Origin of the sequence: Azospirillum isscasi, assembly GCF_030849505.1 — a bacterium.
Lineage (GTDB): Bacteria > Pseudomonadota > Alphaproteobacteria > Azospirillales > Azospirillaceae > Azospirillum > Azospirillum isscasi.
Map to the genome: position 1 here is coordinate 1 of NZ_JAUJFI010000024.1, position 25,322 is coordinate 25,322.

Sequence of the window (25,322 nt, forward strand, 5' to 3'; positions counted from 1 at the left end):
CATCAGCGCCGCCAGCCGCTCGATCCCGGCGACCTGCGGCGCCCGCGGCCGGTCGAACGCCACGGCGGCCCACAGCACGGTTTCCGGTGGCGGCAGGTCGGGCGCCAGGACCAGGAAGCGCCGCTCGCAGGCGCCGTCGGCGATCACCACATGGAGACCGTCCGGCGTCGCCAGCACCGCCCGCCGCCCCGGCCCGGCCAACGGATCAGCCGCGGGAGCCACGGGGATCGGCTGCGTGGGAGCTGGGATCAGCCGCACCAGGTCCGGCAGCAGGTCGGGCGTCCAGAAGATCGCCGTGTCGTGGGCGGTCCGGTCCGGGTCCTCGGCGAAAGGACAACCCCCAGCGCCGGCCGACGGCGGCGTGCTCCGCCGAGCGCGGCGCGGCGGCCCGCGTCGCGGCCCTGTACTCGGGGTTGCGGCGCAGGAACTCCCACGCCCAGCCCGCCACCGGCAGCGATGCCGTGTCGGCGTAAGCGGCGGCGGACCGCCAGTCTCTCGTGCCTGTCATGAAACCGTCCTCGTCATGGATGAAGGGACGGATGCGCATCCAAACGCTCAGGTTGTGAAGCGCCGAACGCGCCGGTAGGCCGGCGCGGCGTATCGGGGGATCGATGCAACCGGCACACCCCGATCGAAAGGGGAGGAAGCGCTTGATCGGACAGGGAAAGAGCCGCCCAGCCGGCGTTCGGCGATGCCGGACGGGCAATGCGGCGATGGCGGCTTAATTCAAAACGAGCAGATGGCGGTAGCCGCTTTCGGTCATCCAACGGGCACGGGCGAGATGGCTGGCGTGGGCACGCCGGGCGCGCTCGGGTTCCTCGTCCGGGTCGATGCGCAGGACGATCCGGGCGACCTCGTCGGGGTCGGCGCCGTCCGCCGCGGCGTCGAGCAGGCGCAGGTAGGTGACCAGATGCAGCCGGTCGTAGTCGGTGAGCGTCTCGCCGGTGGGCGCCACGTCGAACACCGGCGCATCGATGCGCGGCTTCCTCATGCGCAGGCTCCTTTCCGTTCGGCGATGCAGACCACCCGCAGGCCGTCGGCTGGCATCGGAATGGTATATGTATCCCGTGGAGACTTTTCCCGCAATGGGGCTCCATCCTGGCGATGGAGGACCTGCCCGATATACTCGCCGCGAACATCCGGCGCCTGCGGCGTGAGCGCGACATCACGCAGGAGGAGCTCGCGCATATCTCGGGCATCGACCGCAGCTACGTCGGCCAGATCGAGCGGGCCGAGCACAAGGCGAGCGTGGTGACGCTCGGCCGGCTGGCGCGGGCGCTGAAGGTGCTTCCCGGCGATCTGCTGGCGCTGCCCCCCGATCACCCCTTCCTCTCCGAACTGGCCGGTTCCACCCGGGACGGCGATGGCGGTGCGTGACGACATACGTGGGTAGGACGCCACAGTTCCGCCACCATTGCTTTTGGGGTGAAAGGGTTGGCAATGCCAACGGTTTCCGGGAGAGGTGCGTGACTTTTTAGGCATATGCCAGCCAATCGGGGCGGCGGCCGAGGGTGCATTCCCATGTTCACGGCGATCCGGAGTCCCGGATCGGCGGATGTCAGGATCAATGGACAGCCGGATATCCAGATCACCGGTTCTCCTTAAATCCGGGTGTGGAAGGGGCCGTGCTCCTGAGCAGCGACCGAGGGTAATCATCGGCACGCCGCCGGATAGACCCACGTCGATGGCGGCGCACCAATGCACGAGTCCACGAATAAAAGAAAATCCCGTTCAACGATTAAACCCGAATTACTCGCCGAAGCGGCGCTATCGAGCATGCGACTTGGCCCCAGGAATTTAGATATATCTAAAACGCATTTGCCAGATAGATGTCACAATAGAGATGCGCTGATCGCGCCCGATCGGCAACGCCGACGCCCCAGTCACTGTACTTTACTTTTTCCCGGGCCTGCCAAAGAGGTGTAACTTACCCGTTCGAATCAGCTCGGCATGGAGAGAAACAATCTCACTAGCAAGCGCATGTAGTTGTTTTACCACACGCCAGAAGTGATCCGGCTGCGTGATCTCCCAATCTTGGGGTATCCAACGGCGATCAACATTCATTTCCGTTGAAGACGTCTCAGTGGCGATGACATCAAGATATTCGTCCGCTTTCGCCCAAAGCTTCAGCTTTGCCGTTTCGATCTCTGGTGTGAGGAACTCACGCTCCGGCTTGTTCCATTCGTAGTAAAACTCACGCAGGGGATCGAGCTTTGCATCGGAGAACGAGAACCCGGCCATGTTGTGCTGATCGATGAAGCCGATAACACCGTTCGATGATAGGAGCTGAGATATTTCATCGAACAGCTTTTGGTCGTGCTCCCGCGCCCGGTCGGCAGACGGCCTGAACTGCGGAAAGTGCTTAAAGAAAACCGCGTCGTCAGCCGCCAAGTCCTGACAGATGTCCTCCCAGAACAGGACAGCCACCGGAAACTGGCCCGCCTTCTTTCTGCGCTGAGAAATGAGCCGAACTTGTTTCTGAATGGCAACGTCACGCTTCGCCGTAGTGGCGATGTAAAGAGCGTCGATAGGAGGCTGAAAGGTCTCAGCCTGCTTAATTTCAGCTTTTATAGTGGTGATGGCGACGCCATCTACCGTGTTTTTGCCCTGGACACCGATATGCCGCCCGTCAGCAGCATGCCCGAAGATGTCAACGCCATCCTGGCGCTGGCCCTGTCGGCCGTGGCGGTACAAGTCGGTCGAGTTCCATCGCAGCTTGGCTGCCGAAAGCGCAATCTCCTCGAACTCATCCCATGAGCGGGGCGGCGGCAGCACCAATCCTGCGAGCGTCGGCATCAGGCTAGCGCCCATACTGCGAGCACAAGCCCGACGATGCTGGCCAGACCGGCCACCACCTGAAACGTCCTGTTCTCGGCCATCCAGATCAGCGCCGTCCGCACCCTGCCGCCGTGCATCTCCCACCAAGTGGTGTTGGTCTTCAGATTGCGGTCATGCGCGCGGCCTGCGATGTTGGCGATCACATCGACCTTGCGCAGCGTTGATTGGTGGAGCGCGGCGAAGTTGCGCTCTTCAAATGCTTTCGCCTCTTCGGCCCCGTTCAGGAAGTCGCGCGGCGCGATATGGTTCTTGGCGAGCAGCTTCTCCATGCGGGGATGATCGATATAGCCGACGCCATAGATGTCGATCAGCAGTCGGGACAGGTCGTACTTCTTGTCGTCCTCGACGAAATAAGCAGGATCTTCGCCCAGCACCCGGAACCGGTGCTCGATGGCCTGAAAGCCGTAATTCACGTCCCGCATGTTCCAGTGCAGGTACTTCATGCCCCGGTGGCTGCCGAGATGGACGAAGAAGGCCGCGAGCATCTCCTTCTCAAGATCATCGTAATGCTGCTCGATTTGGTTGAACGGAATGCGCCGCCGCTCGGCCACCTGATGGATCGAGAACGAGACCGTCTGCGCGGAATCGAGTTTGCGCAGCGCTACTGACGTGATCCGTGGAGAACGCCCTTCAACCCGGTCGTAGAAGCTCTCGCAGGAATAATGGATGACCCAGACATTCGCGGCGTCTGCGAAGAGTCTGTCGAGCGCGGACAGGGCGACCCTTTGCCTTGCCGGGTTTGGCGCTGTCATGACCGGCCCTGCTTTGAGAGGAACGTGCACACGGCGCAGGCCACGCTGACAACAAGCTCGGCCTCTTCCGATGAAACCGCCTGCCCCTCGCGGACATGACGTGCGCGTTCCGACGCATAGCCCCAAAGCTTCTCGACCGCCGTATCCAAGGGCGGTGTGAGTGCAAGGCGCGGCACGAGACGCCCCAGGGTGAGGTTCGGCGCTCCCGTCACATTGCGGGCGGTGCATTCGAGCGCGGCGATGGAATGCTGGATTGCGCCGGTTACATCCGGCTTCGGCCGCCGCGAGATATCGGCAAGCGCTTCGTGGACTTCATTCGCCGCCGCGCTGCGCCCGGTCTGCGCGAGGACGGCAGCGGCCTCGCGGGTCGCCTCAGTAAAGACCTCCGAGCCCCGGTAGACGATCCGGCCATCCGTCATCTGCCAGCCGATACCGTTCTCCCGGAGATACCCGTTAAGCCTCTCCTGAAAGATATCGGCCCCGCCCGAATACTGCGCCGCGAACGCGGCGTGGATCGCCTCAGCGATGTCGTACACCTTGAACCATGGGCAGTCCTCGATGAGGCCGTTCACCTCATCCCAGATGTTCGGATACTCAGACCAGTTCGATGGGTCGGGGCGGACCAGCAGGACCGCGCAGATTACCTTGCGCATCGCGCCGGGACTCATCCCCGCGTCCTGCGCGATCAGCGGAATGGCGAAGCGCAGCCCTTCCGGCGCGTCCTCGCGGACGACGATCTCCTGCTCCGTTCTGCGATATCCGTGGCGATCTGAGAAACGTCCCTGCATGCACTGCTCCGCGCCGTCAGATAAAGAGACGGTAATCATAGGAGGAAGCACCGAACCGCTGGAGCAGCGAACCAATGCGGGCGATTTCACCGGACGATTGAAGGGTCGCCGGGAACTTGGTGTAGAGGTCGAACGTGTTCCAGTTCATCTTGGAAAGGCCGAGTATCTCCGCCGCTAACTGGTCGAGCAGTGTTGCCCCGGCGTGCTGCCGCAGCGCGAGCGGGGCGGGAATCCGCCTTTTGCCTTGAAAGTACTTGAGGCTCGGATTGACGGCGGCGGTCGCGCCGTGGACCCACAGCAAGGCCGAAAAGTCGTCGAGATTCATGACAGTCCCGCGTCTTACTGGGTAACCGACATTCCCCAGATGGACGGACCATCCACCCATCTGGCCGCGAATTATATCCACTCCAATGGGGCGCAGGAAGCGTGTGCCGCGCCCCTCTTCGTCCAAAACGTCGCAGATGGTGGTCGCTCCAGCTTCTGAAGCCCGCCTTTGGGGCGCTGGCAAACCATTCTGCAACACGCCGGACGCACTTTGCCTTTCGGGAGACACCGCCGATCCACCCGGCTGCCGTCACCATGGTGCGACAGGCCGTGGTCGGAGGTTGCCGATTCGCTCCAGCAAGTCCCGGAACAGATCGCGGGGCACCGCCACCTCGGCCATCTGGAAGACGGTGTAGCGGGCATGCGCGATCACCTTGGTGCCGATCTTCACCACCTTCTCCCGGATCGTGGTCAACGACCAGCGTGCCATCTCGTCCGGCAGGACCAGAGTGCGCAGGAAGTTGGCGAGATTGTAGGCGAGCGCGTGGAGTTGCAGGTGGACGGCGTTGGCCTTCATCGCGTGGCAGGACAACCGCATCCACCTGACCGCGTTCTTGCCCTCCTTGATCCACTGCTCGGCCGTACCGCGCTGGTTGTAGAAGGCCACCGCCTTCGAGGCGGGCCGGGTCAGGTTGGTGACCAGGAAGCCGACGGGGGGGTAGAGTTCGCCCGGATGCCACTCGACCGCCACCACCACCCGGCGCTTCCGGCTCCACGATCCGGTCTGGTAGGTGAAGCTCGCGTGGAAGCGCCGAAGATGGTTCGGCGGACGCCCGACGGGCCGCTTGAGCAGATGGGCGATGCGCCCCTGGAGCACGCTGTTGGCCTTGAGGCGGATCACGCACTTATAGCTCTCGGCCTCCAGGAACTTGCACAAGTCCGGCAGGGCGAAAGCGGCGTCGCCACGGAAGTAGCGCCGCTTGGTCGTCTCCCGGTACCGCGCGACCACGGGTTTCAGCACCACCCGCCAGCCGTCGGCACTGTGAACGTTCCCCAGACGCAGGGCGCACCGCTCCAGGTCGCCGAACTGGTTGAACACGAACAGCGGATGGTAGCAGGTACAGCGAAGTGGCCGTTGTAGGCGGTCCCCTCCTGGTCTCCGTGGGTCGGGCTGACGCTGGAGTCCATGTCCAGCACCACAGCCGTCGTCGGGCGGCGGGCGTGCACGGCGTCGATCCATCGTCCCGACAAATCGGCCAGCGCCATCAGATTGGCCTCGCTGGTCAGCGTTCCGGTCTCGAACCGCCCCATCTGGCTCGTGGAGGCGGCCTCCTCGGTTGTTACTCACCCGCCGACGATCCAGCGCATGGCCGGATCGCGGCCGAGGCGGTCGGCGTCGTTCACGTCCTCGTATCCGGCCAGTGGCCCGAACACGGCATGTCGGAACTGGGCAAGCAGGGTGTGGCGGCCGTTGCGTCCCGTCCGCACATCGGCAAGGTTCACGATTTGGGGAGCCATGCGACCGATAGTGGCGACCGGCGGTGACGGGAAGAGCGCGCCGGCAGGCGTCCTCCCGCCACACGACGAGGCTCCTGGCCGCGACGCACGGCGCCGCCTCAGGCGGGCGGCGCCTCCTTGATGAACACCGGCGCGTCGGTGGCGCGGTCCATCCCCGCCTGCCGGGCGAGGAGCCGGTCCAGTTCGGCCCGGGCCTGGGCGCGTTCGCGGCGGGTCAGGGCACAGGATACCAGCTCGGCCCGCAGTTCCCGGACCTGGTCGTGAATGGTGAGCATCGTCCCCTCCTCTGGTTTTGAAGACGAGGGGGCGTCACGATGCCGGAACGGTCCGGGTCGAGGATCGCCGCAGGCGACCGGCCTGCCGGCGAGCGGGGGAGCCAAAAGGCGCAGCCTTTTGGGGGGACCGCTCGTCCTCGAGGCGGGCCGCTCCGGCATGGTAGGCTGGGACGTCCGAAGAGACAGACGGACTTTCGGGAGCGCAGGGACTCCCCATCTCGGCCCGCGATCGGTCGCACGGCCATCACGAGCGGCGGCGATGGCCCGGAGCCGGCCGCGGCGCTCCCCCGGGGCGCCGCAACCGGCGGCCGGCCTCAGCGGGACCAGATCAGGGCGTAGCCACCGTCGATCTCGACCAGGCTGGCGTAGATCGGCGCGGGGAAGCTCGGGTCGTCCAGCTTGACCGAGTGGTAGTCGCGACCGGTTTCCTTGGCGGTCTTGCGCCAGCCGGCGCCGATTTCGATCCCGTTGCTCTGGGCGCGCAGGTCGGGAGCCTTGTCGCTGTCCTTGGCGGCCGGGACGAAGCGGGCCTTGATGTTGAGGGTGAGCGTCCGGATGATCCCGGTGAAGGTGCCGTCGTCGTTGCGGGTGAAGGTGCCGATCTGAGCCATAGTCGCCTCCTGCGGGGTTCGGCCGCGACCACCGCGGCCTTGATGGCGATCACAAGGGCGCCGGGCGACCGGCCTGCACCCGAAGGGCCGCAGCGCAGCGGAGGACGGCCGGGGGCCAGGCTTCTTGCCTCGCGAGGAAGCCGCACACAGGCGCAGCCGAGCACGGCGGGGAAGAAGGCCGGCTCCCGCCGGTTGCGGGATCGAGGTCGGGCTGCTCCGCAGCCGCACCCGGCGTCAGGGTCGCCAGCTGGAAAGGCCGCCGTGGTCGAGCCGCGAGCCGTTCCGCCGGAGACGACACCGCTCACGGCGCCGCAGCGCAACGCCGGATGCAACCGTGCCGGAAACTGGGCAGTTTCCCGGTCACATGGCCTCGGTCCCGGAGAAGGACCATGAACGGCTCCCACCCGCCGTGGTAGCGTCGCCTGATAGAGCGATTCGGCGGAGATGGATGCATGACCCCGGAGCGGTGCCGGTTCTTCCGGCGTCAACTGGGATGGTCGCAGGAAGCCCTCACCGAGAAGGCGACGCTGTCGGTGTCGGCGGTGCGCGCCTTCGAGCTCGGCAGGGGCTCGTCGCGGGGCTACGTGCCGGGCAGCCTCCGGCGGGCCTTCGAAGCCGTGGGTGTCCGCACGGACAGCGACGAAGCACCGCGAACAGCCACGGCGGATTGAGACCTTCAGGCACAGGGAATGGCCGGTGGCGGGTGATCGCCATGGGAAAGGGCCAAAGATTGACGGTGATGGATCGTCATCGGAGGCGCCCGACGTTCCCGCCGTGGTTGGGATCGCCCTGCGCCCGGAATCGGGCCCCGCCGTCGCCAGCCTTGCAGGAGGAAGGCACGTCGCGGGAGATGCGCCAGGGATCGACGGTCGTCAGACTCGAGACACCGCAGGTGACTCGATTCACGAGAGCCCGGCGCGCGGGCCTGCCCGCGCGGGCGCCACATCGCCTCGGTCACGAAGGACCCCGGTCATCCTTTGCCGGATAATGGGAGCAGCAGCTTTGTGCCATCATGCGGGAACGTCCGCAGGGCGTGCATTCCTGGAGATGCCCCCTGCCCACGGCACGGCTTTCGGCTGACGGACACCATCATCCGCGGCATAGATTGGCACGGCACGGCCCCGCCGATGTGACCTATACGCCGCCCGGGAGTTTGGACCGCATCGCCTCTCTCCGGTCGAAACGCCGGCCATCCGCCACGAACGTGCCGTCGCCGACGGCGTGGATCAGTCTCTTCTCCTTGCGGCCGCCGTCGATATGGGCGGCCACCCCCCGGAGCACCACGATGTCGTGATGCCCGATGACGTCGGCGACGCGGCATTCGATGTTGGCAAGGCACTCGGCGATGAGCGGCGCCCGGACGTGCTACGCCGTCACACGGGTCAGCCAAACCTCGCGAACTTGTCCGTGTCCCTCCCAGAACAGGTTCCCCCCCGACGACGGTGTCGAGAAGATCCACCGTGGGGACCGCGATCACGCACTCCTTCGTCCTGGTGAGCGCGGCGTAGGAGTGGTTCCAGGCTCCGGTGGTGATGGCGAACTTCGCCGTGAAGTCCAGCACCGTCGTCCAGGAGATGGTCATCACGTTGTCCGTGCGGCCGTCGCTCGTCGTCACCAGGACGACCGGCCCCGGCTCGATCAACGTGAACGCCCTGCTGATCGACAGATCTTCCAACCCTGCCTCCCCCCGCAGACGATGCATTCCGGCGAAAGCCGCAAGGTGGAGAAGGCGACGGACTCCGTGGACACGGGAGGGCCGCTGCACATGGTGCCTTGACTACGCCGGCATACACCGTCTTCCAGATGGCCAAGGAGCGGTACTACAGGAGATGCTTGGGGCCTAATGATGCGAATGGACGCCCCCGGCCAAGAACGACGACGCGATGCTGACGACGGAGGCCACACGATGAGGATGGGCGCTCGACACCCGAAGTGCGCCTTCGGTGTTGCGGAATGGACCGCCATCGTGACTTCCGGCACCGGGTTGGGCACGCCCCCCAGTTATCGTAGCTGATGCCGCACCATCGGTCACGCTTTCGCTTCCCGACAGGACGTCGCTTGGTCTATCCTGCTCTCAGCAGTTGCCGAAAGTTGCGCCAATCTGGGAAATGGCGGATTATTCATAAGGTGATCTCGCGGAGAGGAGGCAATACGTGAGCACTATCACCGCCAACGTTGAAGATTTTCTTCAGCTTCTGGCTCAGGCATCGTTTGGATGGTTGGCCGAAGAGATTCGAGACTTCATTGAAGATGGCCTGATCACTGTGCCGTCCACCGGAATGCTAAAATCAGGAGACGAGCTTGAAGGACAATCACGCCCCTACATCCCCTTAGAACAGGCCGATATCGTCTGTCGCTTTCTGACGCTTCGACTGATCGAGCCTTTCAAAAAATTCAAAGAAGGGGAAAAAATTTTCTGGGAAATTGCAGGTAGAAACTCCAACATCTTGATTTTAACATCGGCAAGCACTGTCAATTTTTATGATGGCAACGCAGAAGGCCATATCCAAATGCTGGAACGCAAACTCCCCGAAATCAGGCGAGAATTGTCGGTCTAGGAGACAAACATGCCACTCCCTATCACCTTAGTTTCGGATCTGAACACCATATTTTCCGGATTGGCAGGAGCTGGTTCCTCATATTCAACGCTTAGAGGGCAAGGAAAGCAATTTGAATTCTGGTTGACAATGCGTTTTGCCCAGCGATGCATCGCCGAAGGGCATACCGTCGAAGTGCGTCGTGGTGACGATACCGTCATCGATGCGGCAAATCCTGGTGTGTTTTACGTACGAGGCGGACCGGGGGCTATACACGGGCTAAACCCCAAGGCGCCTGGATTTATCTGGGTAAAAACTTCATCTGACGAATATGAAATTCACGGTAGTCTTCAATACATAGGACGCAGCGGAGCTCGCCATGAATATGACATTTCTGTCCTGCCCCGCTCGATCGGCGACGCTCTGAGAACCGCGCCAGGGGGGCGAGCACAAGGAGGACGGCCGTATGGATTGCCGATCATCGGCATCGAATGCAAGGATAAGGCGAACAACGCGCCTTTGGATGAAATGCGCGCCTGCATTGCTCGCCTGTTCGACAATACCGTGCTGAACAAAGGAATGTGCTGCGCAGATAACCAATGGACGTCCTTAACCTATGGTGCTGCACAGGTTCGATACGTTGATGCCTTCAAGGCCGGTTTCTTTGCAGTGGCAAGGGTGGGAGGGTTTCAAAAAGGAGCGGAGACGCTGGCATCCCACTTCCATATCGACACCCTCGAGAACATGTACGCGCCAAGTGCCAGTGATCTCGTGGCATTGGAAGACGGTATTGCCAAACACCTGCCTTGACGCCCCGCGAGTACCGCGGAAGCGACGGGCCGCGGTGCTCTACACTTCGAACGCCCGGTCATGCGTGACCGACGGCACCATGCCATACGCGCCCTCCATCGCATCTAGTGACGCGAGTCAAACAGGGGGTTACGTTCTATAAGGGATGTCGGCACGCTGCGGGGCATGGATGTCTCCCGCTGGGCCATTTACCTGAAGCTCGCTCCCGCCGACCGACGTCGGCTGGAGGATCTCGTCCACAGCGGCAACACCCCGCAGAAGCTGGTGCCGCGTGCCCGCATCGCGCTGCTGAGCGACGGCACGCGCCTGAACGGTGCCATTGCTCAGGGAGCGCACCCAGCCGGGGTTGCCGATGGCTGAGGGCCAGCCCGCCACGCAGACCAACGACTATACCCGCCATGGCAGGACGACGCTGTTCGCGGCGCTGAACGTGCTGAACGGCACGGTGCTTGGACAGTGCGGTACCCATCCGGTGAGAGACGCGGATGCTCAGCGGCTCGGTCAGGAATCCATCCTGAGGGTGTGGATCAGGTCCTTGAGGTTCTCGATGCCGTGTACGCCTCCGGTGAGCGCCGCCTTGGCAAAGTGGGGTGCGACGTCTGAGGTTTGCGTGGCGCGTCATCGCGCGGACGCAAACGAGTTGCAAACGTCATGGCTTATCAGCGGGTCGAGGTTCTGACGGGAACGGAGCGGCGGCGGAATTACACGCCGGCGGAGAAGGTGCGGATGGTCGAGGAGGCGTTCCGCCCCGGCATGGTGGTGACGGACGCGGCCCGCCGGCTGGGTGTGCACGAAAGCCTGCTGTATCGCTGGCGGGGGCTGATGAAGGCCACAGGGACTGCCGCGGCCGAACCGTCCAGTTTCGTAGCGGTGACCATCACGCCGGAGCCGACCGTCACGGAACCGCCGGTCGCAGAGCCCCCTGGACCGGTGCCGCCTCCGGCGACGGCCACGAGCCCGGCGATCCTCGAGGTCATTCTTCCCAGCGGGGCGCGCCTGCGCCTAGAAGGGCCGGTTGACCCGGCCCTGGCGGCGGCCGTCGTCGGTGCCCTGGCATGATCCCGGTGCCGAGCGGGGTGCGGGTATGGCTGGCCAGCGGGCACACCGACATGCGCAAGGGCTGGGCGAGCTTGGCGTTGCTGGTTCAGGAGCGCTTCGCCCAAGACCCGCACAGCGGCCATCTCTTCATCTTCCGTGGGCGCCGCGGCGATCTGGTGAAGATCATCTGGTATGACGGCCAGGGCAGTTGCCTGTTCATGAAGAGGCTGGAACGGGGCCGTTTCATCTGGCCCACGCCGGCGGACGGCGCGGTGTCGATCTCGGTCGGGCAGATGGGTTATCTGCTCGAGGGCATCGACTGGCGCAACCCACAGAAGACCTGGCGCCCCGAGGCCGCGGGGTGACTGCGACACGGTGAATCGACGGGGCGGTTCAGGGGGGATTGCGGCGGCTCGCCGGCGCGATCCCAGGTAAACTGGCGCCATGACCGCCGCCCCGCTCCCCTCCACCTCGGCCGACGACATCGCCAGCCTGCGCGCCGCCTTGGTGCAGGCCGAGGCGCGGGCGGACGCCGCGGAAGCCGAAGCGGCCCGGGCCAGGGCGGTGGCGTCGAACACCGAGGCCCTGATCGCCAGCCTGAAGCTGGAGATCGAGAAGCTCCGGCGCGACCTCTACGGCACGCGCTCCGAGCGCAAGGCGCGCCTGCTCGACCAGCTGGAGTTCCAGCTCGAAGAGCTGGAAGCGACGGCCAGCGAGGACGAGCTGGCGGCCGAGCAGGCCACCGCCAAAACCACGGCGGTGGCGGCCTTCACGCGCAAGCGGCCATCGCGCCAACCCTTTCCCGACCACCTGCCGCGCGAGCGCGTGGTTGTGCCGGCCCCGGCGAGTTGCCCGTGCTGCGGCTCGGACAAGCTGTGCAAGCTGGGCGAGACGATCACCGAGACGCTGGAGGTGATCCCGCGCCAATGGAAGGTGATCCAGACGGTGCGCGAGCGGTTCTCCTGCCGGGCCTGCGAGACGATCAGCCAGCCGCCGGCGCCGTTCCATGCCACCCCGCGGGGTTGGGCCGGCCCCAACCTGCTGGCCACCGTTCTCTTTGAGAAGTTCGGCCAGCATCAGCCGCTGAACCGGCAGGCCGAACGCTTTGCGCGCGAGGGCGTGCCGCTCAGCCTGTCCACCCTGGCCGACCAGGTGGGCACCGCCGCCGCGGTGCTGAAGCCGCTGCACGACCTGATCGCGGCGCATGTGATGGCGGCCGAGCGGCTGCATGGCGACGACACGCCGGTGCCGGTGCTGGCCAAGGGCAAGACCGACACCGGGCGGCTGTGGGTGTATGTGCGCGACGACCGGCCGTTCGCCGGCCAAGCCCCACCGGCGGCGCTGTTCCACTATTCGCGCGACCGCAAGGGCGAACACCCCGAACGGCAGCTGGCCGGCTTCATGGGCTGGCTGCAGGCCGATGCGTTCGCCGGCTACAACCGGCTGTACGAACCCGACCGCCAGCCGGGGCCGATCCGTGCCGCGCTATGTTGGGCGCATGCACGGCGCGGCTTCTTCAAGTTGGCCGACATCGCCGCGAACACCAAGCGCGGTAAGGATGCCCCGCCGATCTCACCGCTGGCGCTGGAGGCCGTGACGCGCATCGACGCCCTCTTCGATCTCGAGCGCGCCTTGAGTGGCAAGCCGGCGGCCGAGCGGCTGGCGGCCCGCCAGGAGCACGGCGCCGCTCTGGTAGGCGCGCTGGAGGACTGGATGCGGGCGGAGCGCGCCCGGCTCTCCCGCCATGCCCCCGTGGCCAAGGCGATGGACTATATGCTGACGCGCTGGGACGGCTTCACCCGGTTCCTCGGCGATGGCCGGCTGTGCCTGACGAACAACGCCGCCGAACGCGGCCTGCGCGGGATCGCCCTGGGCAGAAAGGCGTGGCTGTTCTGCGGCTCCGATCGCGGCGGCCAACGGGCGGCGATCATGTACGGCCTGATCACCACCGCCAAGCTCAACGATGTCGACCCGCAGGCGTGGCTGGCCGACGTGCTGGCCCGCATCGCCGACTTGCCGCAGAACCGCCTGCCCGAACTGCTGCCTTGGAATTGGAAGGCAGCCTGACCGCGGCACTCACCGGATGCTTACGATGCCGTCGTCGGTGAGGGCGTAGAACCACTGCTCGCCTGGGCGGGACCGACGGTTCCGGCGTCGGCACGGCTGAAGTCTCCGCCGGCGGCTCGCCGGTGGCGACGGTGACCGGCAGGAAGGCGGGCAGCCGCGGCTGCGGACCGAAGAACTGGCGGCGCCAGCGGTACAGCAGGCTGACGTCCACGCCCAGGCGCCGGGCGACCCCCGTCGCCTTCGCGCCCGGCCGGAACGCCTCTTCGACCAGCCGCAGCTTCTCCTCGTCGCTGAACTGCCGCCGCCGCTCCACTCCCGTGATCACCTCGACGCGCTGGATAGCCATAGGGACTGCCATAGGGATAGCCATAGGGACAGACCCGATGATTCAGCTTCCGGCTCCGGTCACAAGGCGGCACTCGGCGGAGGGGTACACAGTGCGCCGCGTGCCACCGGCATCAGGAGTTCCTTCGCTTCCTCAACGCCGTCGAGACGGCGGTGCCAGTCGGCAAGGTGGTGCACGTGATCCTGGACAACTACGCCACCCACAAGCACCCGAAAGTCCGCGTCTGGTTGGAGAAGCACCCGCGGTGGGTCTTCCACTTCACGCCGACCTCGGCGTCCTGGCTGAACGCGGTCGAGGGCTTCTTTGTCAAACTGACGACCAAACGCCTGCGCCGGGGCAGCTTTCGCGACATCGTGGACCTGCAAGCCGCCATCCACCGCTTCATCAAGGAACACAACAAGACCGCCAAGCGCTTCGTCTGGACAGCTGACCCCGACCACATCATCGAGCGCATCAACGAAGCGAAACAGGCGTCAGATTCGATCCACTAGAGTTCCACCGCGACCGGCGCATCCTCTTCTGGAAGTCCTGTCTCGGCGGCTTCCTTTTCATGGCTCACGAGGATTTGGCACCATGGGATGCTTCCTTTTCGTCGCACGAACTGTAGGGTTGTAAGGATGCCGAATGCTTCCTCTCCATCAAGCTGACCATCTCGACATAGTTTGTCGACGAATAGCATCTGGTTGCCCGGTTGCTTAAGGGAGCCGACCTGAGTCTTGGCATCGGCGTCCAGCTCTTTGTCCGGAATGGTCAGCAGCGCATCCAAAAGCGCGGAGGCGAAGCTGCGGTGGTAGATGACTCGGGGCTTGTCGGAGGATCCCCGCTTGGGAATGACGGCGCAGGACGCGGTATCGGGCATCGGCAACCGGAGTTCGACGGGCTCGCCTTCATCGCGCCTTACAACCACTTTCGCTTGGGCGGTCATCGCCATGGCGGGGGCCACAGCCAGCCCGACCCGCCCAAGATCTGCCAACACGCGCCGCTGCAATTCATAGGCATAAAGTGGTCGCAGCGTACCAACGAGGCGATAACCATCGTCTCCGATATCGGGATAATCGATCGTCCGAATATCCTTGGCATTCCAAACGATGTTGAGTGGTTTGTTGTCCAGCATGAAGAAGTCGGCAATTGAGCTGTCCGGAGCGTCAATCGCCTGAAGTATTCCTGAAACGACCGTCAACCTCTTGGCGCTTCGCTTGTTTCTGCGCAGGACGAGGTCACACTCGGGGGTGACCGTGGCAAGGAGTTCGTCAGGACGATCCTTGTGAACGTATAAGTCGCCCGTTCGAAGATCAGTGCCTTGACGGGTGGGCCTGGCGTCCACCCGGGCGCGAAAATAGAGCTCGGCGATATGAAGCGTCGGGCCGTCGAATGCGCCTTCGATCTGGCTTCCGGGCTTGTTCTTGAATGCACCATCATCCAGCGTCTTAAAACTCTGATCTCCCCATTTGACGGACCGCGCTATACCATCGATCAGGACTTCTCCAAATAACCACTCAAGGTAGGAGCTGAGCGGCTGACCTTCCTCGGCCAAGCGGAACCGTGCAAGATAGGCGAAGTCCTTCAACTCCAGTTCGGTGATCAGGTCCCAGACCGTGGCGGCAGCCTGATCGAGACCACTCTTCCACTGGGCCAACCCCTCCTCGACAGCCCCTGCGAATCTATGGCGTTGCGCAATATCGAGAAGGGCATCGACTGCATCGCCAGACACTCTGATCGATCCATCGTCCTCTTCGTCGAGCTCCTCCTTGGAGAGATAATGAAAGCGGCTGGCGAATACCTTTCTTTCTTCCCGAATTTCGCGCCGGAATGCATGCGCTTCCTTCCGCACAGAATGCGATGACATCAGCATAACGGAGGGGCCTATGCCCGGCTTGTTGAGGAGAACCCGGCGAAGCATCTCGAGGGAACCTCGCCGCGCCGCCTGCCCCTGCGCTTCGTCCGGATTGCCGTCGGGGGACAGCGTTGCATCGAGATAATAGTCGACAAAGACGACGTCGGGTTTCAGCGCGTCGAAATCGACACCGCTTGCGTCCGAGCCGATACGCGTGACCGTCAGCTTGCTACACGTAGCAAGAAGGAGAAGCAGTGGGCGGACACGGCGGAGATTGTCGCCCTTTAGGACCGAAAAGCTGCCCGCAGGATCGAACTTGTCATCGAATTTTTCAACATATTTGGCATAAAGCTTGGAAACGACGATCTGCAGCTCGTCCGCGGTATACTCCGATGCCGTGATTGCATCTCGGGCAGCCTTCGCCTCTTCGGGGGTCACGCCAGCCTTTTTAAGCACCGCAGCGCTTGCCTCTTTCTCAAGCAGATCGAGAAACTCGCCGGCCACCTCGTCACTTAGGGCCGGCGGGTCGAACGCATCATCAATGATGACGACCTTGCGGATCTCGCCCTTCTCTATGGCTGCCCGGATACGCGCCTCCTGCTTCATCCCTCAGCCCCCCATGTCCAAGACGAACATATTCAGGCGTCCTGGCCGCATGCGGCCCGCCACCTGATCCATGTAGAGCTGCCAGTCATGATGGTTAGCAAGCTCGCGCGAGATATAGAGTCCCAGCCCACGCCCCTGCGCGGCCGGCTTCGAACTAATGAAGGGCTGAAAAATCAGTTCCCGGCGCTCCGGTGCCACCCCAGGCCCATTGTCCTCGATTGTTAGGGTGCGTTCGTCCGGATCGATCCTGACCCAGATCTTGGGCACAAATCCAGTCTGACACTTTTCTTGTTGCTTGAGCCAGTACATTGCATTTGTGAGCAGGTTCTCAACGATCTGGATCACCATGCCCCGGACTGCCCTGATGACTAAGTGATTGCGCTCGAATTCGATGGTGACGCCGTGCCGCTCGAACTCGTTTTGATGGGCCGCCAGAATGTCGTCGACGACTGCTTCCAACTCGAAGCGGCTCTTGGATTGCCGGCGTTCGCCGGTCAGCTCGTCGAAGGCCGAAATGCGCTTCTGCAAGGTGAGGAGCTGCGCCTGGAGCGAGCGAAGTGCCGCGTCGCGGCCTTGTCCCTGACTATCGGCGAGCACCTTCAGCGTATAGGAAACCGAGCGATCGAGTTCGTGGAAGATGAAATCGGTCATCAGGCCGATGCCGGCGAGATATACAAATTTCTCCCGCTCGTCGGTGACCTCCTTCACTGCCTCGTCGATGCGGCGCACGAGCCCCGCACACTGATCCGCGAGCCTGTCGACGCCGACGGCGACCCGATCGACCAGCGACCTCGCCGACGGATCGACCCGGGATCGCAGCTGATTGATGACGTCCTGGACCTGATCCTGAGTGTCGCGGAACGCCAGGGCCCGCTCTTCAGCTTCCCGCTTCGAGATCCGTTCCTGCTCGTCGATGTCGTTAATGAGTGAGCGTAGCTCGACGTGAAGCACCCACATGAGAATCGTCTTCAGCGCCGTGGCGGCATCAGAGTCGACAAGGCCTTGGCGGTTGGTCTGCTCGCTAAGGGCGGTATGCGGTGCTCGGACACGGACACGGCCGATGACCTGCTGACGATTGAGTTTAAAGCCCGACAGACCGAACGCCGTCGCGTCCAGGGCGAGCCAGTCGTCGGAAGGCTCACCATAAGGCAGCACCCTGAACCCGTAGCGGTACAGCATCGGCCCGCCGGACCATTGCGCGACCTGTTCGCGGGTTTCGGATGACGTGAGAGTAAGACCCGGGACTTTCTCGACGATACGCCGATTGAACCAGTAGATATCGAACTCGAATGGTCCCAAATCGCGCAGAGCTTGCGGGCGCAGCGGGACGTTCTGAATGGCGGCATGCCCGCGCTTCCCCCGCCGCTTGATGGCGTCCTGGGCAAGCGAGTAGATTTCGGCTCCGCGCTGGTTGATTGGCCTGTCGGCACCATAGCGGTGGTAGGCGATCGTTCCCTCGAGGACGGGCTCGTTGCCTGCAAAGTATAGCTTTCCCTTCGCGGACGCATGAGCGGCATCCAGCAAGGTCTTCGGTACCGAAGGCACCACCAGACGCGTCGTGTTGTGATAGACGGTTAGCAGGCGATTGGCGGCTCCCGATTCGAAAGGATCCACCATTCTCGCGATCTTGCCTTGGAGCAGGTCGCGGAAGCGATCGATGTCCCAGTCACCATGAAGACCTAGGATGCGTACCAGCGTGCCTTGCTGTGCGGTGTCATCCTTCGCCGCGCCATCTTCCGGATTGAACGAGATTTCGTCGATGTCCATTTCGCGATCGTGCGAAAATAACGACCAGTCAATGTCGAGAAAATGCCAGTGTGTTTCGCCGGTCTTGGTCGTGACGACCTCTAGACGATCGCCCAGCCGCATCGTCGAGAGGCGACCCACACCCTTGTCCCCGAGATATTCGGCACCGCCTATATTGGCGGCCCGGCGGGACCGTGTGCCGATCCGCAGGAACACGCTGGAGAGTTCCCCCAGCAACATACCAGTGCCGTCGTCATCTACCTCGATCCAATTGCGCAAGGCATAGGCGGAGGCGAGAGCTGTCGCAAAGTCATTACGGGAGCTCGATGCTTTCCGGAGTTCCTGCATGAAAGCTTCTGCATCGTCGGCGTCGGCATTGGAAGGGATCGCAGCCTCGATCTGGTCGAGCACATATGCAATCGTTGCACGCTTACGATCAGGCGTAAGAGCATCACCTGCCAGCAAGTCAAGGGCACGTTGATAGTCCTTGCGTGCCAACATGATGTGCGCATTGATTCTTACGGTTGGCGAGCCGGCATCGACCGCATTCTTGATCAGCTCATAGAGTGCAACCTCGTCGGAACTGATAAGCTCCTTGCCGAGTTCAAGAATTGTCCTAGCGGAAAATGTAAAGGAAGCCATTAGCCCGATGCCTCTCACTTCTACCACAAATTGATAGGGCGTTGAACCATCGGAAGCCGTGCAGACAAATCGCCTTCGAGATACGACAGCTCACCGCAGGGTGCAAGCACTGTCAGAGGCTGCAAATCAGGCAACCTTCCGGTTCCTCCTCTTCATGCTCAGCTCCTCCCAGCACAGCTGCCAGAGGAAGATTCTCCCGTCGGGCAGCGCGACGCGCGGAAGAAGCTTCCCAGTTACGCTCAATCTGTGCCATGCGTTCGGGGCGTTCCAACTCGGAAAGCGACTCCCTGCTGCACCAAGTGAAACCTTCGCTCACTAGAGCACTACGTTCCTCGTATTCCTTGGCCCGCTCGAAGAGATCCGGATGGCGCCGTTTCAGACGCACCCATTCGACCTTCTGTTGGTAGAAACAGAAGTAGCAGCCCGATCGCGATCTGCCCCATTCCATGTAGGGTGGAAGCCCTAGGCCGCTGTCTTCAAGAATCCTAATGATGTCAGCGCGCACCAGTCCGTCTTCTTGAAAAGGATACACTGCCGTGATGTTGGGCTTCGTACTGATGTAACCGACCCGCTTCTCGTCAGCCCGGAGCCCAACATAGTTAATGGTTGGATCGTCGCCGATGTACGCCTCGAATGGCTTGAGCTTCAGCATCTTTGTGCACCAGCGCCGGTGGTTCGACGGCAGCATGTCACCGTATACGGCTAGCCAGTGATCGAAAGTATCTTCCGGCGTGGTGCGGGTGACGGGACGGCCGAGGATGCTTTCGAGACGCGCCATATAGTCGTACGTCTCGGGAAGTTCCTTGCCGGTATCGTGGAATATGTACTCCATGTCGGGCACGCGGTCGCGCAAATAGACGGCCAGCGCCGCACTGTCCTTGCCACCGGAGAGACTAAGAACGTGCCTGATCATGCGCGATCCCGCTTCTGTTCTTCTGCATCGAGCAGACTGTTTTCTTTTTGCATGCTCTCTATAGACAGTAGTGCCGCAACGGTATCTAGGTTCAATTTTGCGTCTGCCGCCATGCGCTCAATGGCCCTCAGCGCCTTCATCTGATCTTCGTTAAGATTTACAATGTCGACGATCACCGATCGCTCCTGCCCATCCGGGCGGGTGAGAGATATCCGCACGGCATCGCGCTTTGAACGTGCCCCGCCGAAGGCTGCAGCCTCGACACGGAGGAACTGCCCGGCCAGTTCAGCAAGCTGCGACCGCCATGCGTCAACATCATGATCGAGCCAGCGCGTAGGCTGCTTCCCAATCACAGCACCGCCCAGTGCCTCGGCCCACTGGTCTTCACCAAGCGCTCCATCTGCCAGCCGCATCGCAAACGTCCGCAGCTTCTGCTCGCGCACCCGGAAGCCCAGCGCAGCCGCCCGCTCTCCGATTGCGGCACGGTCTGGAGCTACCACCGCTTCAAGTACGCCTACACGGATATCCTCGAGAAGTTTCGGATAGCAACCCCGCAGTTCCGAAACTGCCGCGTCAAGGCGGTCAACAAAGAGGCTCGCCCGATCGGCGTCTGGTGGCGCGTCCGGGGCGAACGGTTCCATGCCGCAGGCAAGGGGAAGCTCGGTGAACACAAGGTTGACCGGGCTGGGCGACCGGGCAAGCGCCCGCCTCACAGCGCGCGCCTCGGGTCCGAGCGCCGATGAATGCTGGACGTAAAACGGAAGCTCCACGCCGAAGCGGATAAGCGGATCTACGACCAGGCGGATCCCCGACTCCTCAGGAGGTTGGTGGAGCAGGATGGCGAGTCGATGGAAGACTTCCGCTCGCACCCCCTCGAGCGCAACCCATTGAAGCGCGAAGTGCTCGGGCGCCTTAAGGATGCGCATAAATGCGGCGCCGTCCAGTTTAGTGCAGTACGTGCCCCGTTCAAATAGCGCGACACGATGACCAGCCGCGACCAGCGTGATGGCGAGAAGGAGAGGAGCGAGGCCGCGACGCACGCCGTAGGGGCGCGCTTCGATCAAAGCGTAGAGTTCGGGCAGCGGTACCCGCTCTCCATCCTGGCCGAGACGGGCCTCGATCGCGTCGAGCGCGGGCTTTAGCCTGAGCGGATCGTCACCCTCAATCGGCGGCAAGATCTTCCACTCGCCTTGCTCCTGGCGATGTACGCGGCCGCGACGAAGAAGCGAGAGGTAAAGAGCTCGTTCTGGCGGGTTCTTGCCGGTCCTGAATCCAAGTTCCGAGTCGTGCGCGTGATCGAACATGCGCTCGATGAGCCGCTGTCGTGCTCCGGCACCGGCGCTTGTTAGCGCATGCCGATTGACAAGCTCGTTCTCGACCTTCGGCGCTTGGTTGTAGATGCGGTCGCACAGTGTCGAAACAATCGAATGGATCGGCGCGTCCAGAGTTATAGCGTCACCGTTCCAGAAGGCGTCCAACTGTACCGTAGGTTCGTATCCCCGCAGACCGAGTGTGGCTTCGATTGACGACACAAGCCGTGTCTCCAGATCGGCCACGGTCCTTTCAATCTCTGCCATCGCATAGGAGTCCTCCTGGAGCGCAGCGGCATTCGAAACGACCCAACGGTGGCGCAAAAGATCCACCATCTGAGGTCCGAGCTCTGGCCTTGGTGGAACCACGATCGTGAGCATCGTCGGACATTGCGCAGTGACTTCCGCTGACCATGCACGCGCGATCCGCAGATCCTCAGTGTCGCCGCACATTACTGCGACCACGCCGCCGTCCGCTTCGCCGTGCCCGCCATAGCCCGCCAGGGCCGACGGATGGGTGCACCTCACTGCGAAACGGCGGCTGGTGCCCGTGGTAACAGAGTGGCGTCGGGCGAGCACGTGCGGTCGGAGCGGTACGTTAGCCAGATGCCGCGGGAGGTTCCGAAGAATCTCTCGCGAGTCCACTTCACGTTCCGCATCTGTCCAGATCACAGCGAGATCGACACGCCGACTTGTCCAGAGGCGGAGTTCCGAACGTCCCGGCCGTCGAAAGACCATTCCGTCCGAGATGAGACGGGAAATCGCCTCGTCGGCTTGGCTCGCGTCGAAGGAAGGAACAAGCGCTTCGCGGACGCTGTCGGCCGTCGCCGTAAGTTCGGGCGCGTCCAGAAGATTCAGGATGCCGATGGTCTTTAAAGCGGCGCTCTCGACCGGATCAGCGTCTGCGGCACGGTCAAGCACCGCGCCAATACGGTCCCACTCCCCGACGCCCGCTCGGGACGTCAGTCGATGGCCGAATGAGGAGGCCACATAGTCGAATAGGTTGTGGATCCCGTACAATCCCGCGTCCACCCCGGTCTCAGCGGCGAACGCCCGCAGGCCATTCGGTTCCTCGCTCGCCGCGAAGCCGAACAGGGAGCGCTCGTTCTGGCCAAACCCTGCGAAGAAGCGGGCCATGACCGGAATCGTGGCAGGGTGTACCGGCCAGCATCCAACATCGCCGACGCCTTTACGGGGGCCAAGCCATCCAAGAGCGCGAACGCGCTTGATTGCTTCCTCGTGAGCTTTGCGGACTTTCAGGGGGATCGACGATACGTCGACCGCAAGAGCAGCGGACAGCAACGCAGCCGTGTGAGAGAGGGGATGGTCGAAGACCATCTCCTCGAAGCGCTCGGCGACCTTCTCCCATTCGCCGCGGCGTGCGGTGCGCCAGTCTTCGGCATACGATTGGAAGCCCTTGTGTAGGATGAGCAGAACGCCGAGCGGAGCATCTGCCGAGCGCGCGGCAGCCTCAGCGAGCGATTGGAGGCGGAAGATGTCGAAACCCTCTTCCTCGTCGGCTGCCTCCAAGAACTTGCCCATTTCGTCCACGACGAGCAACAGGCCGTCGAAACGCTTTGTCGCTCGCAGCCCGTCACGGAGCGCGATGATCGCGTCGAACGGATCGGTGATCGCCTGGATCTTCCTGGACCAAACCGCCGAAATATCTTTATTAGATTTGATGGCGTGGGCAATTGCGGCTGATAGACCCGCCGCGAGACCTTTGCGGGAGCCTGTGACGAGTAATGGAAACATGCGCGGCATGGCGCCGAGACGCTCGACCAGACGCCGCATTGGCATCTCGGCGTCGCTGGTTCTCGGATCGAGTGCTTGGACGAGGGCAAGCGCGAGGGCCGACTTCCCCACGCCGAAATCGCCGATGATGCGCCATGCACGCCGGGTCGAGCCTTCAAGCATTCCGGAGAGGATCTCGGACGCCCCCCGCTCAAGCCATGGAGTGAGCACGAATGACCTGCCCGCCGAGAGATCGTTGGCGTCACGCTCGAGGGCAACGGAGCGGTAGAACAAGCCGGAACGACCGAAAAGCTCAGCAATGGTCGACGGGCGTTTCATGCGTAGACCTCCCGAAGCAGGCGGTCTGGGTCAGGTATCACCACTGAGCTGACGTTCCCGGCGTCGCCCGACAGACGATAGGACCAGAGCCCCGAAGAACGCTCCAGATGGTCGCGGAGGTCATCCGGCTCGAGGCGCAGCGTCGAACCTGGCGAACCCTCGCCGTATGCGAGATCTCGAAACGTGATAACTGTTTCACCAGCGCGCCTCGCGCGCCAGAAGCTCGCGATTGCGTAGTCAACGACAGTGCTTCCGATGTCGGCAAGCGGAATGCGAGAGAGTGCGAACACCGGCTCTATCCTATCTGCGCCGCCGCGACGGCGGCCAAGTCGGCGCACTAGGCCCAGATCTACGAGCGGACCATCGAGCGCATCTTCAGGCGATGCAGAACTTAGGGATCCAACATAACTGTGGAGGAAGACGTCGGCGTGCTGAAGGAGAGTGACATCCGAATGGTCGTAGCCTAGGCGTTTTCCTTCGTCCCGCATCTCAGCGAGCAGTTCGGACCGCGTGAAGTCGGTGCGCATGCGACGATAGAGGATGTGCCGCCAAGCAAAGAGCGGGTTCTCGACGGCCGTGCTGAGTTGCCAATGTAGCAGCCACTGCGTTTCAACCCGTTCAATATAAGGGTCAAGCCCGTTTTCGCCGAATACCATCTTCCCGAAGGGAAGAAGTGCCCACGAGCCGTCACGCGCCGAAGCGACGTCGAACGCCTCAAGCCAGAATCGCAGCGCACGGACCATATTCTTTCCGAGCCCAAGCTCCAGGATAGCCCGCTCGTCGTCGCTTAGGGCTAGCGGATCGCGGGCGATGAGCCTGACTGCCTTCGGCAACCATGCGAAGCGACAAGCGAACGTCTCGTGCCCGCTGAAGCGGGGGCGGATGGCGAGGGCCGCGCTCATGCATGCCTCCGGGCTGGTTCGGTGGCGTTCAGGGCGGCTGCGATCAGTTCGCCCGCCTCCTCGACTTCGCTCTCGGTGTTGAACCGTCCAAGCCCGATGCGTACCGCGCCTTCGCGAGCCCACTTAGGAACGTCCATAGCCGAAAGCACGTGCGAAGGGCCCGGCACGCCCGACCGGCATGCTGCTCCGGTGGACACCGCGACGCGTCCCCATAGGCGGCCGACAGCTGCTTCACCTGGGATATGAGGTGTCGACACGTGAAGACTACCGGCAAGTCGCGAATTGAGGGCGCCGTTGACACGGATGCCGGGTACGGCTGCGACGAGTTGTGCCTGCAAGGCGTTACGCATAGCGGCGAGCCGCGGCTCGTCGATGATGCGCTCCACCGCGCGGAGTTCCATTGCGAATGCAAGCGCGACGGCGGCGGGTGCGTCCGGGCTGCCGAAGAGGTCGTGGGCTAGGCTTACCGCCTGCCTACCGAGCGAGCCGATGAGCGCTCCGGCGCGGCGCGGGCCGTAGATTTTGGCTCCGCTCACAACGACGAGGTCGGCAGCAGCCGCACCCGGCATCTCAATATGTCCTGCCGCTTGGCTTGCGTCGACGAGATGGCGCGAACCAAAGCGGGCGACCATCGTGGCGACTGCCGTGAGATCGGTCACGGTCCCGACCTCGTTATTCGCGGCCATCGTGCACAATAGGTCGACGCCTTCCGCGAGCGCGGCCTCAATGGCTTCAAGCCGTGGCGAGGCAGATTCATCGACGGAAATCAGCGTAAGCCGGATCCGGCCTTCCCGTTCGGCCCGTCGAAGCGCGGCAAGGAGAGCGGGATGCTCGACGGCGGTTGCTGCGATACGTGCTGGCCGACCGGCCACCCGTGCGATTGCGTCCTCGACGGCTATCCACAGCGCGGCGGAGGCGCCAGGCGTGAACGTAACTTCTTCGGCTTCGCTTCCGAGCGCGTGAAGAAGGGAACGGGCCGCATGATCGATAGCGTCCTGCGCCTGAGCACCCACTGAGTGTTCAATGCTATGCGCGTTGCCGGGATGATCCATCATTGCCGCGCGATGGCGCTCCGCAACCCGGGAATCGACCGGCGTAGCGGCCATGTTGTCAAGGTAGATCGACAAATTATGCTCGGATCAGTGGTCGTTTTTTGGCAGGATACACCACGGGGAATCGCAGGTCACCAGACTGTTGCGGATGCCGTGCGCCTTCTCAGGGGGGTATCACGGCGCGATGCGGGGGCATTCAATCAATGACAGACGCTGGGCGAAAAGCGGCGCCCAACCGCGGGCGGAACCCGAATTGGTCACGCGACGAGACCGTCCTTCTTATGGACATCTACCTAAGCGCGCCTCGGGCAGAGAAGACCAACCCGCAGATAGTCGCGTTGTCGGCGCTCTTGCGGGCAGCGGGCAGACGGGACGGACGCGCCGCACTCGCCTCGTTTCG

At 63.1% G+C, this 25,322-nt stretch carries 24 protein-coding genes and 5 pseudogenes; 10 read left to right on the forward strand and 19 right to left on the reverse strand.

The genetic code is table 11. The features are described 5' to 3' along the window. The 3 genes and pseudogenes from QSG27_RS07350 to QSG27_RS07360 form a co-directional block, all read right to left on the reverse strand. Positions 1–222 (reverse strand): annotated as a pseudogene (locus QSG27_RS07350) (DUF2285 domain-containing protein); the annotation flags it as partial. After that, positions 206–547: a transcriptional regulator domain-containing protein gene (locus QSG27_RS07355; RefSeq protein WP_306704693.1), complete on the reverse strand. Its 342-nt coding sequence runs from the start codon at positions 545–547 to the stop codon at positions 206–208. The gene QSG27_RS07355 and the pseudogene QSG27_RS07350, both read right to left, overlap by 17 nt. 174 nt (positions 548–721) lie before the next feature. Further along, on the reverse strand, positions 722–991 hold the full coding sequence (locus QSG27_RS07360; RefSeq protein WP_306704695.1) for a DNA -binding domain-containing protein: 270 nt from the start codon (positions 989–991) through the stop codon (positions 722–724). 113 nt (positions 992–1,104) lie between these two features. On the opposite strand from QSG27_RS07360, the gene QSG27_RS07365 reads away from it, so the two are divergent. Continuing rightward, entirely contained in the window at positions 1,105–1,377 is a 273-nt protein-coding gene (locus QSG27_RS07365) for a helix-turn-helix domain-containing protein (RefSeq protein WP_306704697.1), read from the forward strand. 516 nt (positions 1,378–1,893) lie between these two features. Here QSG27_RS07365 and QSG27_RS07370 read toward each other — a convergent pair. The 7 genes and pseudogenes from QSG27_RS07370 to QSG27_RS07400 form a co-directional block, all read right to left on the reverse strand. Then, entirely contained in the window at positions 1,894–2,796 is a 903-nt protein-coding gene (locus QSG27_RS07370; RefSeq protein ID WP_306704699.1) for a hypothetical protein, read from the reverse strand. Further along, complete coding sequence (locus tag QSG27_RS07375) at positions 2,796–3,590, reverse strand: hypothetical protein (protein ID WP_306704702.1); 795 nt, start codon at positions 3,588–3,590, stop codon at positions 2,796–2,798. The genes QSG27_RS07370 and QSG27_RS07375 overlap by 1 nt, the downstream gene beginning before the upstream one ends. Next, on the reverse strand, positions 3,587–4,378 hold the full coding sequence (locus tag QSG27_RS07380) for an AbiJ-NTD4 domain-containing protein (protein WP_306704703.1): 792 nt from the start codon (positions 4,376–4,378) through the stop codon (positions 3,587–3,589). Before QSG27_RS07380 ends, QSG27_RS07375 begins: the two co-directional genes overlap by 4 nt. Positions 4,379–4,394: 16 nt before the next feature. Further along, on the reverse strand, positions 4,395–4,703 hold the full coding sequence (locus QSG27_RS07385; RefSeq protein WP_306704705.1) for an argonaute/piwi family protein: 309 nt from the start codon (positions 4,701–4,703) through the stop codon (positions 4,395–4,397). A 249-nt stretch (positions 4,704–4,952) separates the two neighbouring features. Beyond that, positions 4,953–6,160 (reverse strand): annotated as a pseudogene (locus tag QSG27_RS07390) (IS1380 family transposase); the annotation flags it as partial. A 98-nt stretch (positions 6,161–6,258) separates the two neighbouring features. Further along, complete coding sequence (locus QSG27_RS07395; RefSeq protein ID WP_306704707.1) at positions 6,259–6,435, reverse strand: hypothetical protein; 177 nt, start codon at positions 6,433–6,435, stop codon at positions 6,259–6,261. 314 nt (positions 6,436–6,749) lie between these two features. Further along, positions 6,750–7,046, reverse strand: a complete 297-nt coding sequence (locus QSG27_RS07400; RefSeq protein ID WP_306704709.1) for a DUF736 domain-containing protein — start codon at positions 7,044–7,046, stop codon at positions 6,750–6,752. 452 nt (positions 7,047–7,498) lie between these two features. Here QSG27_RS07400 and QSG27_RS07405 point away from each other — a divergent pair, with 452 nt between their 5' ends. Continuing rightward, complete coding sequence (locus tag QSG27_RS07405; protein ID WP_306704711.1) at positions 7,499–7,717, forward strand: helix-turn-helix domain-containing protein; 219 nt, start codon at positions 7,499–7,501, stop codon at positions 7,715–7,717. A 463-nt stretch (positions 7,718–8,180) separates the two neighbouring features. Here the strand turns inward: QSG27_RS07405 and QSG27_RS29215 are convergent, their stop codons facing one another. Together QSG27_RS29215 and QSG27_RS29220 are read right to left on the reverse strand one after the other, a co-directional pair. Continuing rightward, on the reverse strand, positions 8,181–8,393 hold the full coding sequence (locus tag QSG27_RS29215; RefSeq protein ID WP_326522683.1) for a hypothetical protein: 213 nt from the start codon (positions 8,391–8,393) through the stop codon (positions 8,181–8,183). A 172-nt stretch (positions 8,394–8,565) separates the two neighbouring features. Next, positions 8,566–8,748 (reverse strand): annotated as a pseudogene (locus tag QSG27_RS29220) (hypothetical protein); the annotation flags it as partial. Positions 8,749–9,199: 451 nt separating this feature from the next. Between QSG27_RS29220 and QSG27_RS07410 the strand changes: the two are divergent. From QSG27_RS07410 to tnpC, 7 genes and pseudogenes are all read left to right on the forward strand, one after another. Beyond that, positions 9,200–9,604 (forward strand): hypothetical protein, encoded by a 405-nt coding sequence (locus QSG27_RS07410; protein WP_306704713.1) that lies wholly within the window; start codon positions 9,200–9,202, stop codon positions 9,602–9,604. 9 nt (positions 9,605–9,613) lie between these two features. Continuing rightward, entirely contained in the window at positions 9,614–10,393 is a 780-nt protein-coding gene (locus tag QSG27_RS07415; RefSeq protein ID WP_306704715.1) for a hypothetical protein, read from the forward strand. A gap of 165 nt (positions 10,394–10,558) precedes the next feature. Next, entirely contained in the window at positions 10,559–10,753 is a 195-nt protein-coding gene (locus QSG27_RS07420; RefSeq protein ID WP_306704717.1) for a hypothetical protein, read from the forward strand. Continuing rightward, positions 10,722–10,853 (forward strand): annotated as a pseudogene (locus QSG27_RS07425) (IS630 family transposase); the annotation flags it as partial. The gene QSG27_RS07420 and the pseudogene QSG27_RS07425, both read left to right, overlap by 32 nt. A 191-nt stretch (positions 10,854–11,044) precedes the next feature. Further along, positions 11,045–11,452 carry an IS66-like element accessory protein TnpA gene (tnpA, locus tag QSG27_RS07430; RefSeq protein WP_306704719.1) on the forward strand — a complete coding sequence of 136 codons (408 nt, stop codon included), beginning with the start codon at positions 11,045–11,047 and terminating at the stop codon, positions 11,450–11,452. Then, positions 11,449–11,796, forward strand: coding sequence for an IS66 family insertion sequence element accessory protein TnpB (gene tnpB, locus QSG27_RS07435; RefSeq protein ID WP_111065522.1), 348 nt, complete (start codon positions 11,449–11,451; stop codon positions 11,794–11,796). Before tnpA (QSG27_RS07430) ends, tnpB begins: the two co-directional genes overlap by 4 nt. 79 nt (positions 11,797–11,875) lie before the next feature. Next, positions 11,876–13,498 carry an IS66 family transposase gene (gene tnpC / locus QSG27_RS07440; protein WP_306704723.1) on the forward strand — a complete coding sequence of 541 codons (1,623 nt, stop codon included), beginning with the start codon at positions 11,876–11,878 and terminating at the stop codon, positions 13,496–13,498. On the opposite strand, the gene tnpA (QSG27_RS29240) is transcribed toward tnpC, so the two are convergent. Next, positions 13,389–13,868 carry an IS66-like element accessory protein TnpA gene (gene tnpA, locus QSG27_RS29240; protein WP_407653183.1) on the reverse strand — a complete coding sequence of 160 codons (480 nt, stop codon included), beginning with the start codon at positions 13,866–13,868 and terminating at the stop codon, positions 13,389–13,391. The genes tnpC and tnpA (QSG27_RS29240) overlap by 110 nt on opposite strands. A 65-nt stretch (positions 13,869–13,933) precedes the next feature. Here tnpA (QSG27_RS29240) and QSG27_RS07445 point away from each other — a divergent pair. Further along, positions 13,934–14,335, forward strand: a pseudogene (locus QSG27_RS07445) (transposase); the annotation flags it as partial. On the opposite strand, the gene QSG27_RS07450 reads toward QSG27_RS07445, so the two are convergent. From QSG27_RS07450 to QSG27_RS07475, 6 genes are all read right to left on the reverse strand, one after another. Continuing rightward, positions 14,332–16,284, reverse strand: a complete 1,953-nt coding sequence (locus QSG27_RS07450) for a hypothetical protein (protein WP_306704725.1) — start codon at positions 16,282–16,284, stop codon at positions 14,332–14,334. The pseudogene QSG27_RS07445 and the gene QSG27_RS07450 sit on opposite strands and share 4 nt — an antisense overlap. A 3-nt stretch (positions 16,285–16,287) precedes the next feature. Continuing rightward, positions 16,288–18,672, reverse strand: a complete 2,385-nt coding sequence (locus QSG27_RS07455) for a sensor histidine kinase (RefSeq protein ID WP_306704727.1) — start codon at positions 18,670–18,672, stop codon at positions 16,288–16,290. Between the two features lie 112 nt (positions 18,673–18,784). Then, positions 18,785–19,585: a phosphoadenosine phosphosulfate reductase family protein gene (locus QSG27_RS07460; protein WP_306704729.1), complete on the reverse strand. Its 801-nt coding sequence runs from the start codon at positions 19,583–19,585 to the stop codon at positions 18,785–18,787. Next, the gene (locus QSG27_RS07465; RefSeq protein ID WP_306704731.1) at positions 19,582–22,968 is read right to left on the reverse strand and encodes a hypothetical protein; all 3,387 of its coding nucleotides are present in this window, start codon (positions 22,966–22,968) and stop codon (positions 19,582–19,584) included. Before QSG27_RS07465 ends, QSG27_RS07460 begins: the two co-directional genes overlap by 4 nt. Further along, on the reverse strand, positions 22,965–23,870 hold the full coding sequence (locus tag QSG27_RS07470; protein ID WP_306704733.1) for a DUF4007 family protein: 906 nt from the start codon (positions 23,868–23,870) through the stop codon (positions 22,965–22,967). The genes QSG27_RS07465 and QSG27_RS07470 overlap by 4 nt, the downstream gene beginning before the upstream one ends. After that, complete coding sequence (locus QSG27_RS07475; protein WP_306704735.1) at positions 23,867–24,997, reverse strand: cysteine desulfurase family protein; 1,131 nt, start codon at positions 24,995–24,997, stop codon at positions 23,867–23,869. Before QSG27_RS07475 ends, QSG27_RS07470 begins: the two co-directional genes overlap by 4 nt. Between the last annotated feature and the right edge of the window lie 325 nt (positions 24,998–25,322).

What these genes read in the sequence shown, in the direction of transcription:
- QSG27_RS07365 (WP_306704697.1), top strand. Translation starts at nt 1,105, where the DNA reads ATGGAGGACCTGCCCGATATACTCGCCGCGAACATCCGGCGCCTGCGG.
- QSG27_RS07455 (WP_306704727.1), bottom strand. Translation starts at nt 18,672, where the DNA reads ATGGCTTCCTTTACATTTTCCGCTAGGACAATTCTTGAACTCGGCAAG.
- QSG27_RS07415 (WP_306704715.1), top strand. Translation starts at nt 9,614, where the DNA reads ATGCCACTCCCTATCACCTTAGTTTCGGATCTGAACACCATATTTTCC.
- QSG27_RS07405 (WP_306704711.1), top strand. Translation starts at nt 7,499, where the DNA reads ATGACCCCGGAGCGGTGCCGGTTCTTCCGGCGTCAACTGGGATGGTCG.
- QSG27_RS07360 (WP_306704695.1), bottom strand. Translation starts at nt 991, where the DNA reads ATGAGGAAGCCGCGCATCGATGCGCCGGTGTTCGACGTGGCGCCCACC.
- QSG27_RS07470 (WP_306704733.1), bottom strand. Translation starts at nt 23,870, where the DNA reads ATGAGCGCGGCCCTCGCCATCCGCCCCCGCTTCAGCGGGCACGAGACG.
- QSG27_RS07400 (WP_306704709.1), bottom strand. Translation starts at nt 7,046, where the DNA reads ATGGCTCAGATCGGCACCTTCACCCGCAACGACGACGGCACCTTCACC.
- tnpC (WP_306704723.1), top strand. Translation starts at nt 11,876, where the DNA reads ATGACCGCCGCCCCGCTCCCCTCCACCTCGGCCGACGACATCGCCAGC.
- QSG27_RS07420 (WP_306704717.1), top strand. Translation starts at nt 10,559, where the DNA reads ATGGATGTCTCCCGCTGGGCCATTTACCTGAAGCTCGCTCCCGCCGAC.
- QSG27_RS07450 (WP_306704725.1), bottom strand. Translation starts at nt 16,284, where the DNA reads ATGAAGCAGGAGGCGCGTATCCGGGCAGCCATAGAGAAGGGCGAGATC.
- QSG27_RS07395 (WP_306704707.1), bottom strand. Translation starts at nt 6,435, where the DNA reads ATGCTCACCATTCACGACCAGGTCCGGGAACTGCGGGCCGAGCTGGTA.
- QSG27_RS07375 (WP_306704702.1), bottom strand. Translation starts at nt 3,590, where the DNA reads ATGACAGCGCCAAACCCGGCAAGGCAAAGGGTCGCCCTGTCCGCGCTC.
- tnpB (WP_111065522.1), top strand. Translation starts at nt 11,449, where the DNA reads ATGATCCCGGTGCCGAGCGGGGTGCGGGTATGGCTGGCCAGCGGGCAC.
- tnpA (WP_306704719.1), top strand. Translation starts at nt 11,045, where the DNA reads ATGGCTTATCAGCGGGTCGAGGTTCTGACGGGAACGGAGCGGCGGCGG.
- QSG27_RS07460 (WP_306704729.1), bottom strand. Translation starts at nt 19,585, where the DNA reads ATGATCAGGCACGTTCTTAGTCTCTCCGGTGGCAAGGACAGTGCGGCG.
- QSG27_RS07370 (WP_306704699.1), bottom strand. Translation starts at nt 2,796, where the DNA reads ATGCCGACGCTCGCAGGATTGGTGCTGCCGCCGCCCCGCTCATGGGAT.
- QSG27_RS07355 (WP_306704693.1), bottom strand. Translation starts at nt 547, where the DNA reads ATGCGCATCCGTCCCTTCATCCATGACGAGGACGGTTTCATGACAGGC.
- QSG27_RS07380 (WP_306704703.1), bottom strand. Translation starts at nt 4,378, where the DNA reads ATGCAGGGACGTTTCTCAGATCGCCACGGATATCGCAGAACGGAGCAG.
- QSG27_RS07385 (WP_306704705.1), bottom strand. Translation starts at nt 4,703, where the DNA reads ATGAATCTCGACGACTTTTCGGCCTTGCTGTGGGTCCACGGCGCGACC.
- tnpA (WP_407653183.1), bottom strand. Translation starts at nt 13,868, where the DNA reads ATGGCTATCCCTATGGCAGTCCCTATGGCTATCCAGCGCGTCGAGGTG.
- QSG27_RS07465 (WP_306704731.1), bottom strand. Translation starts at nt 22,968, where the DNA reads ATGAAACGCCCGTCGACCATTGCTGAGCTTTTCGGTCGTTCCGGCTTG.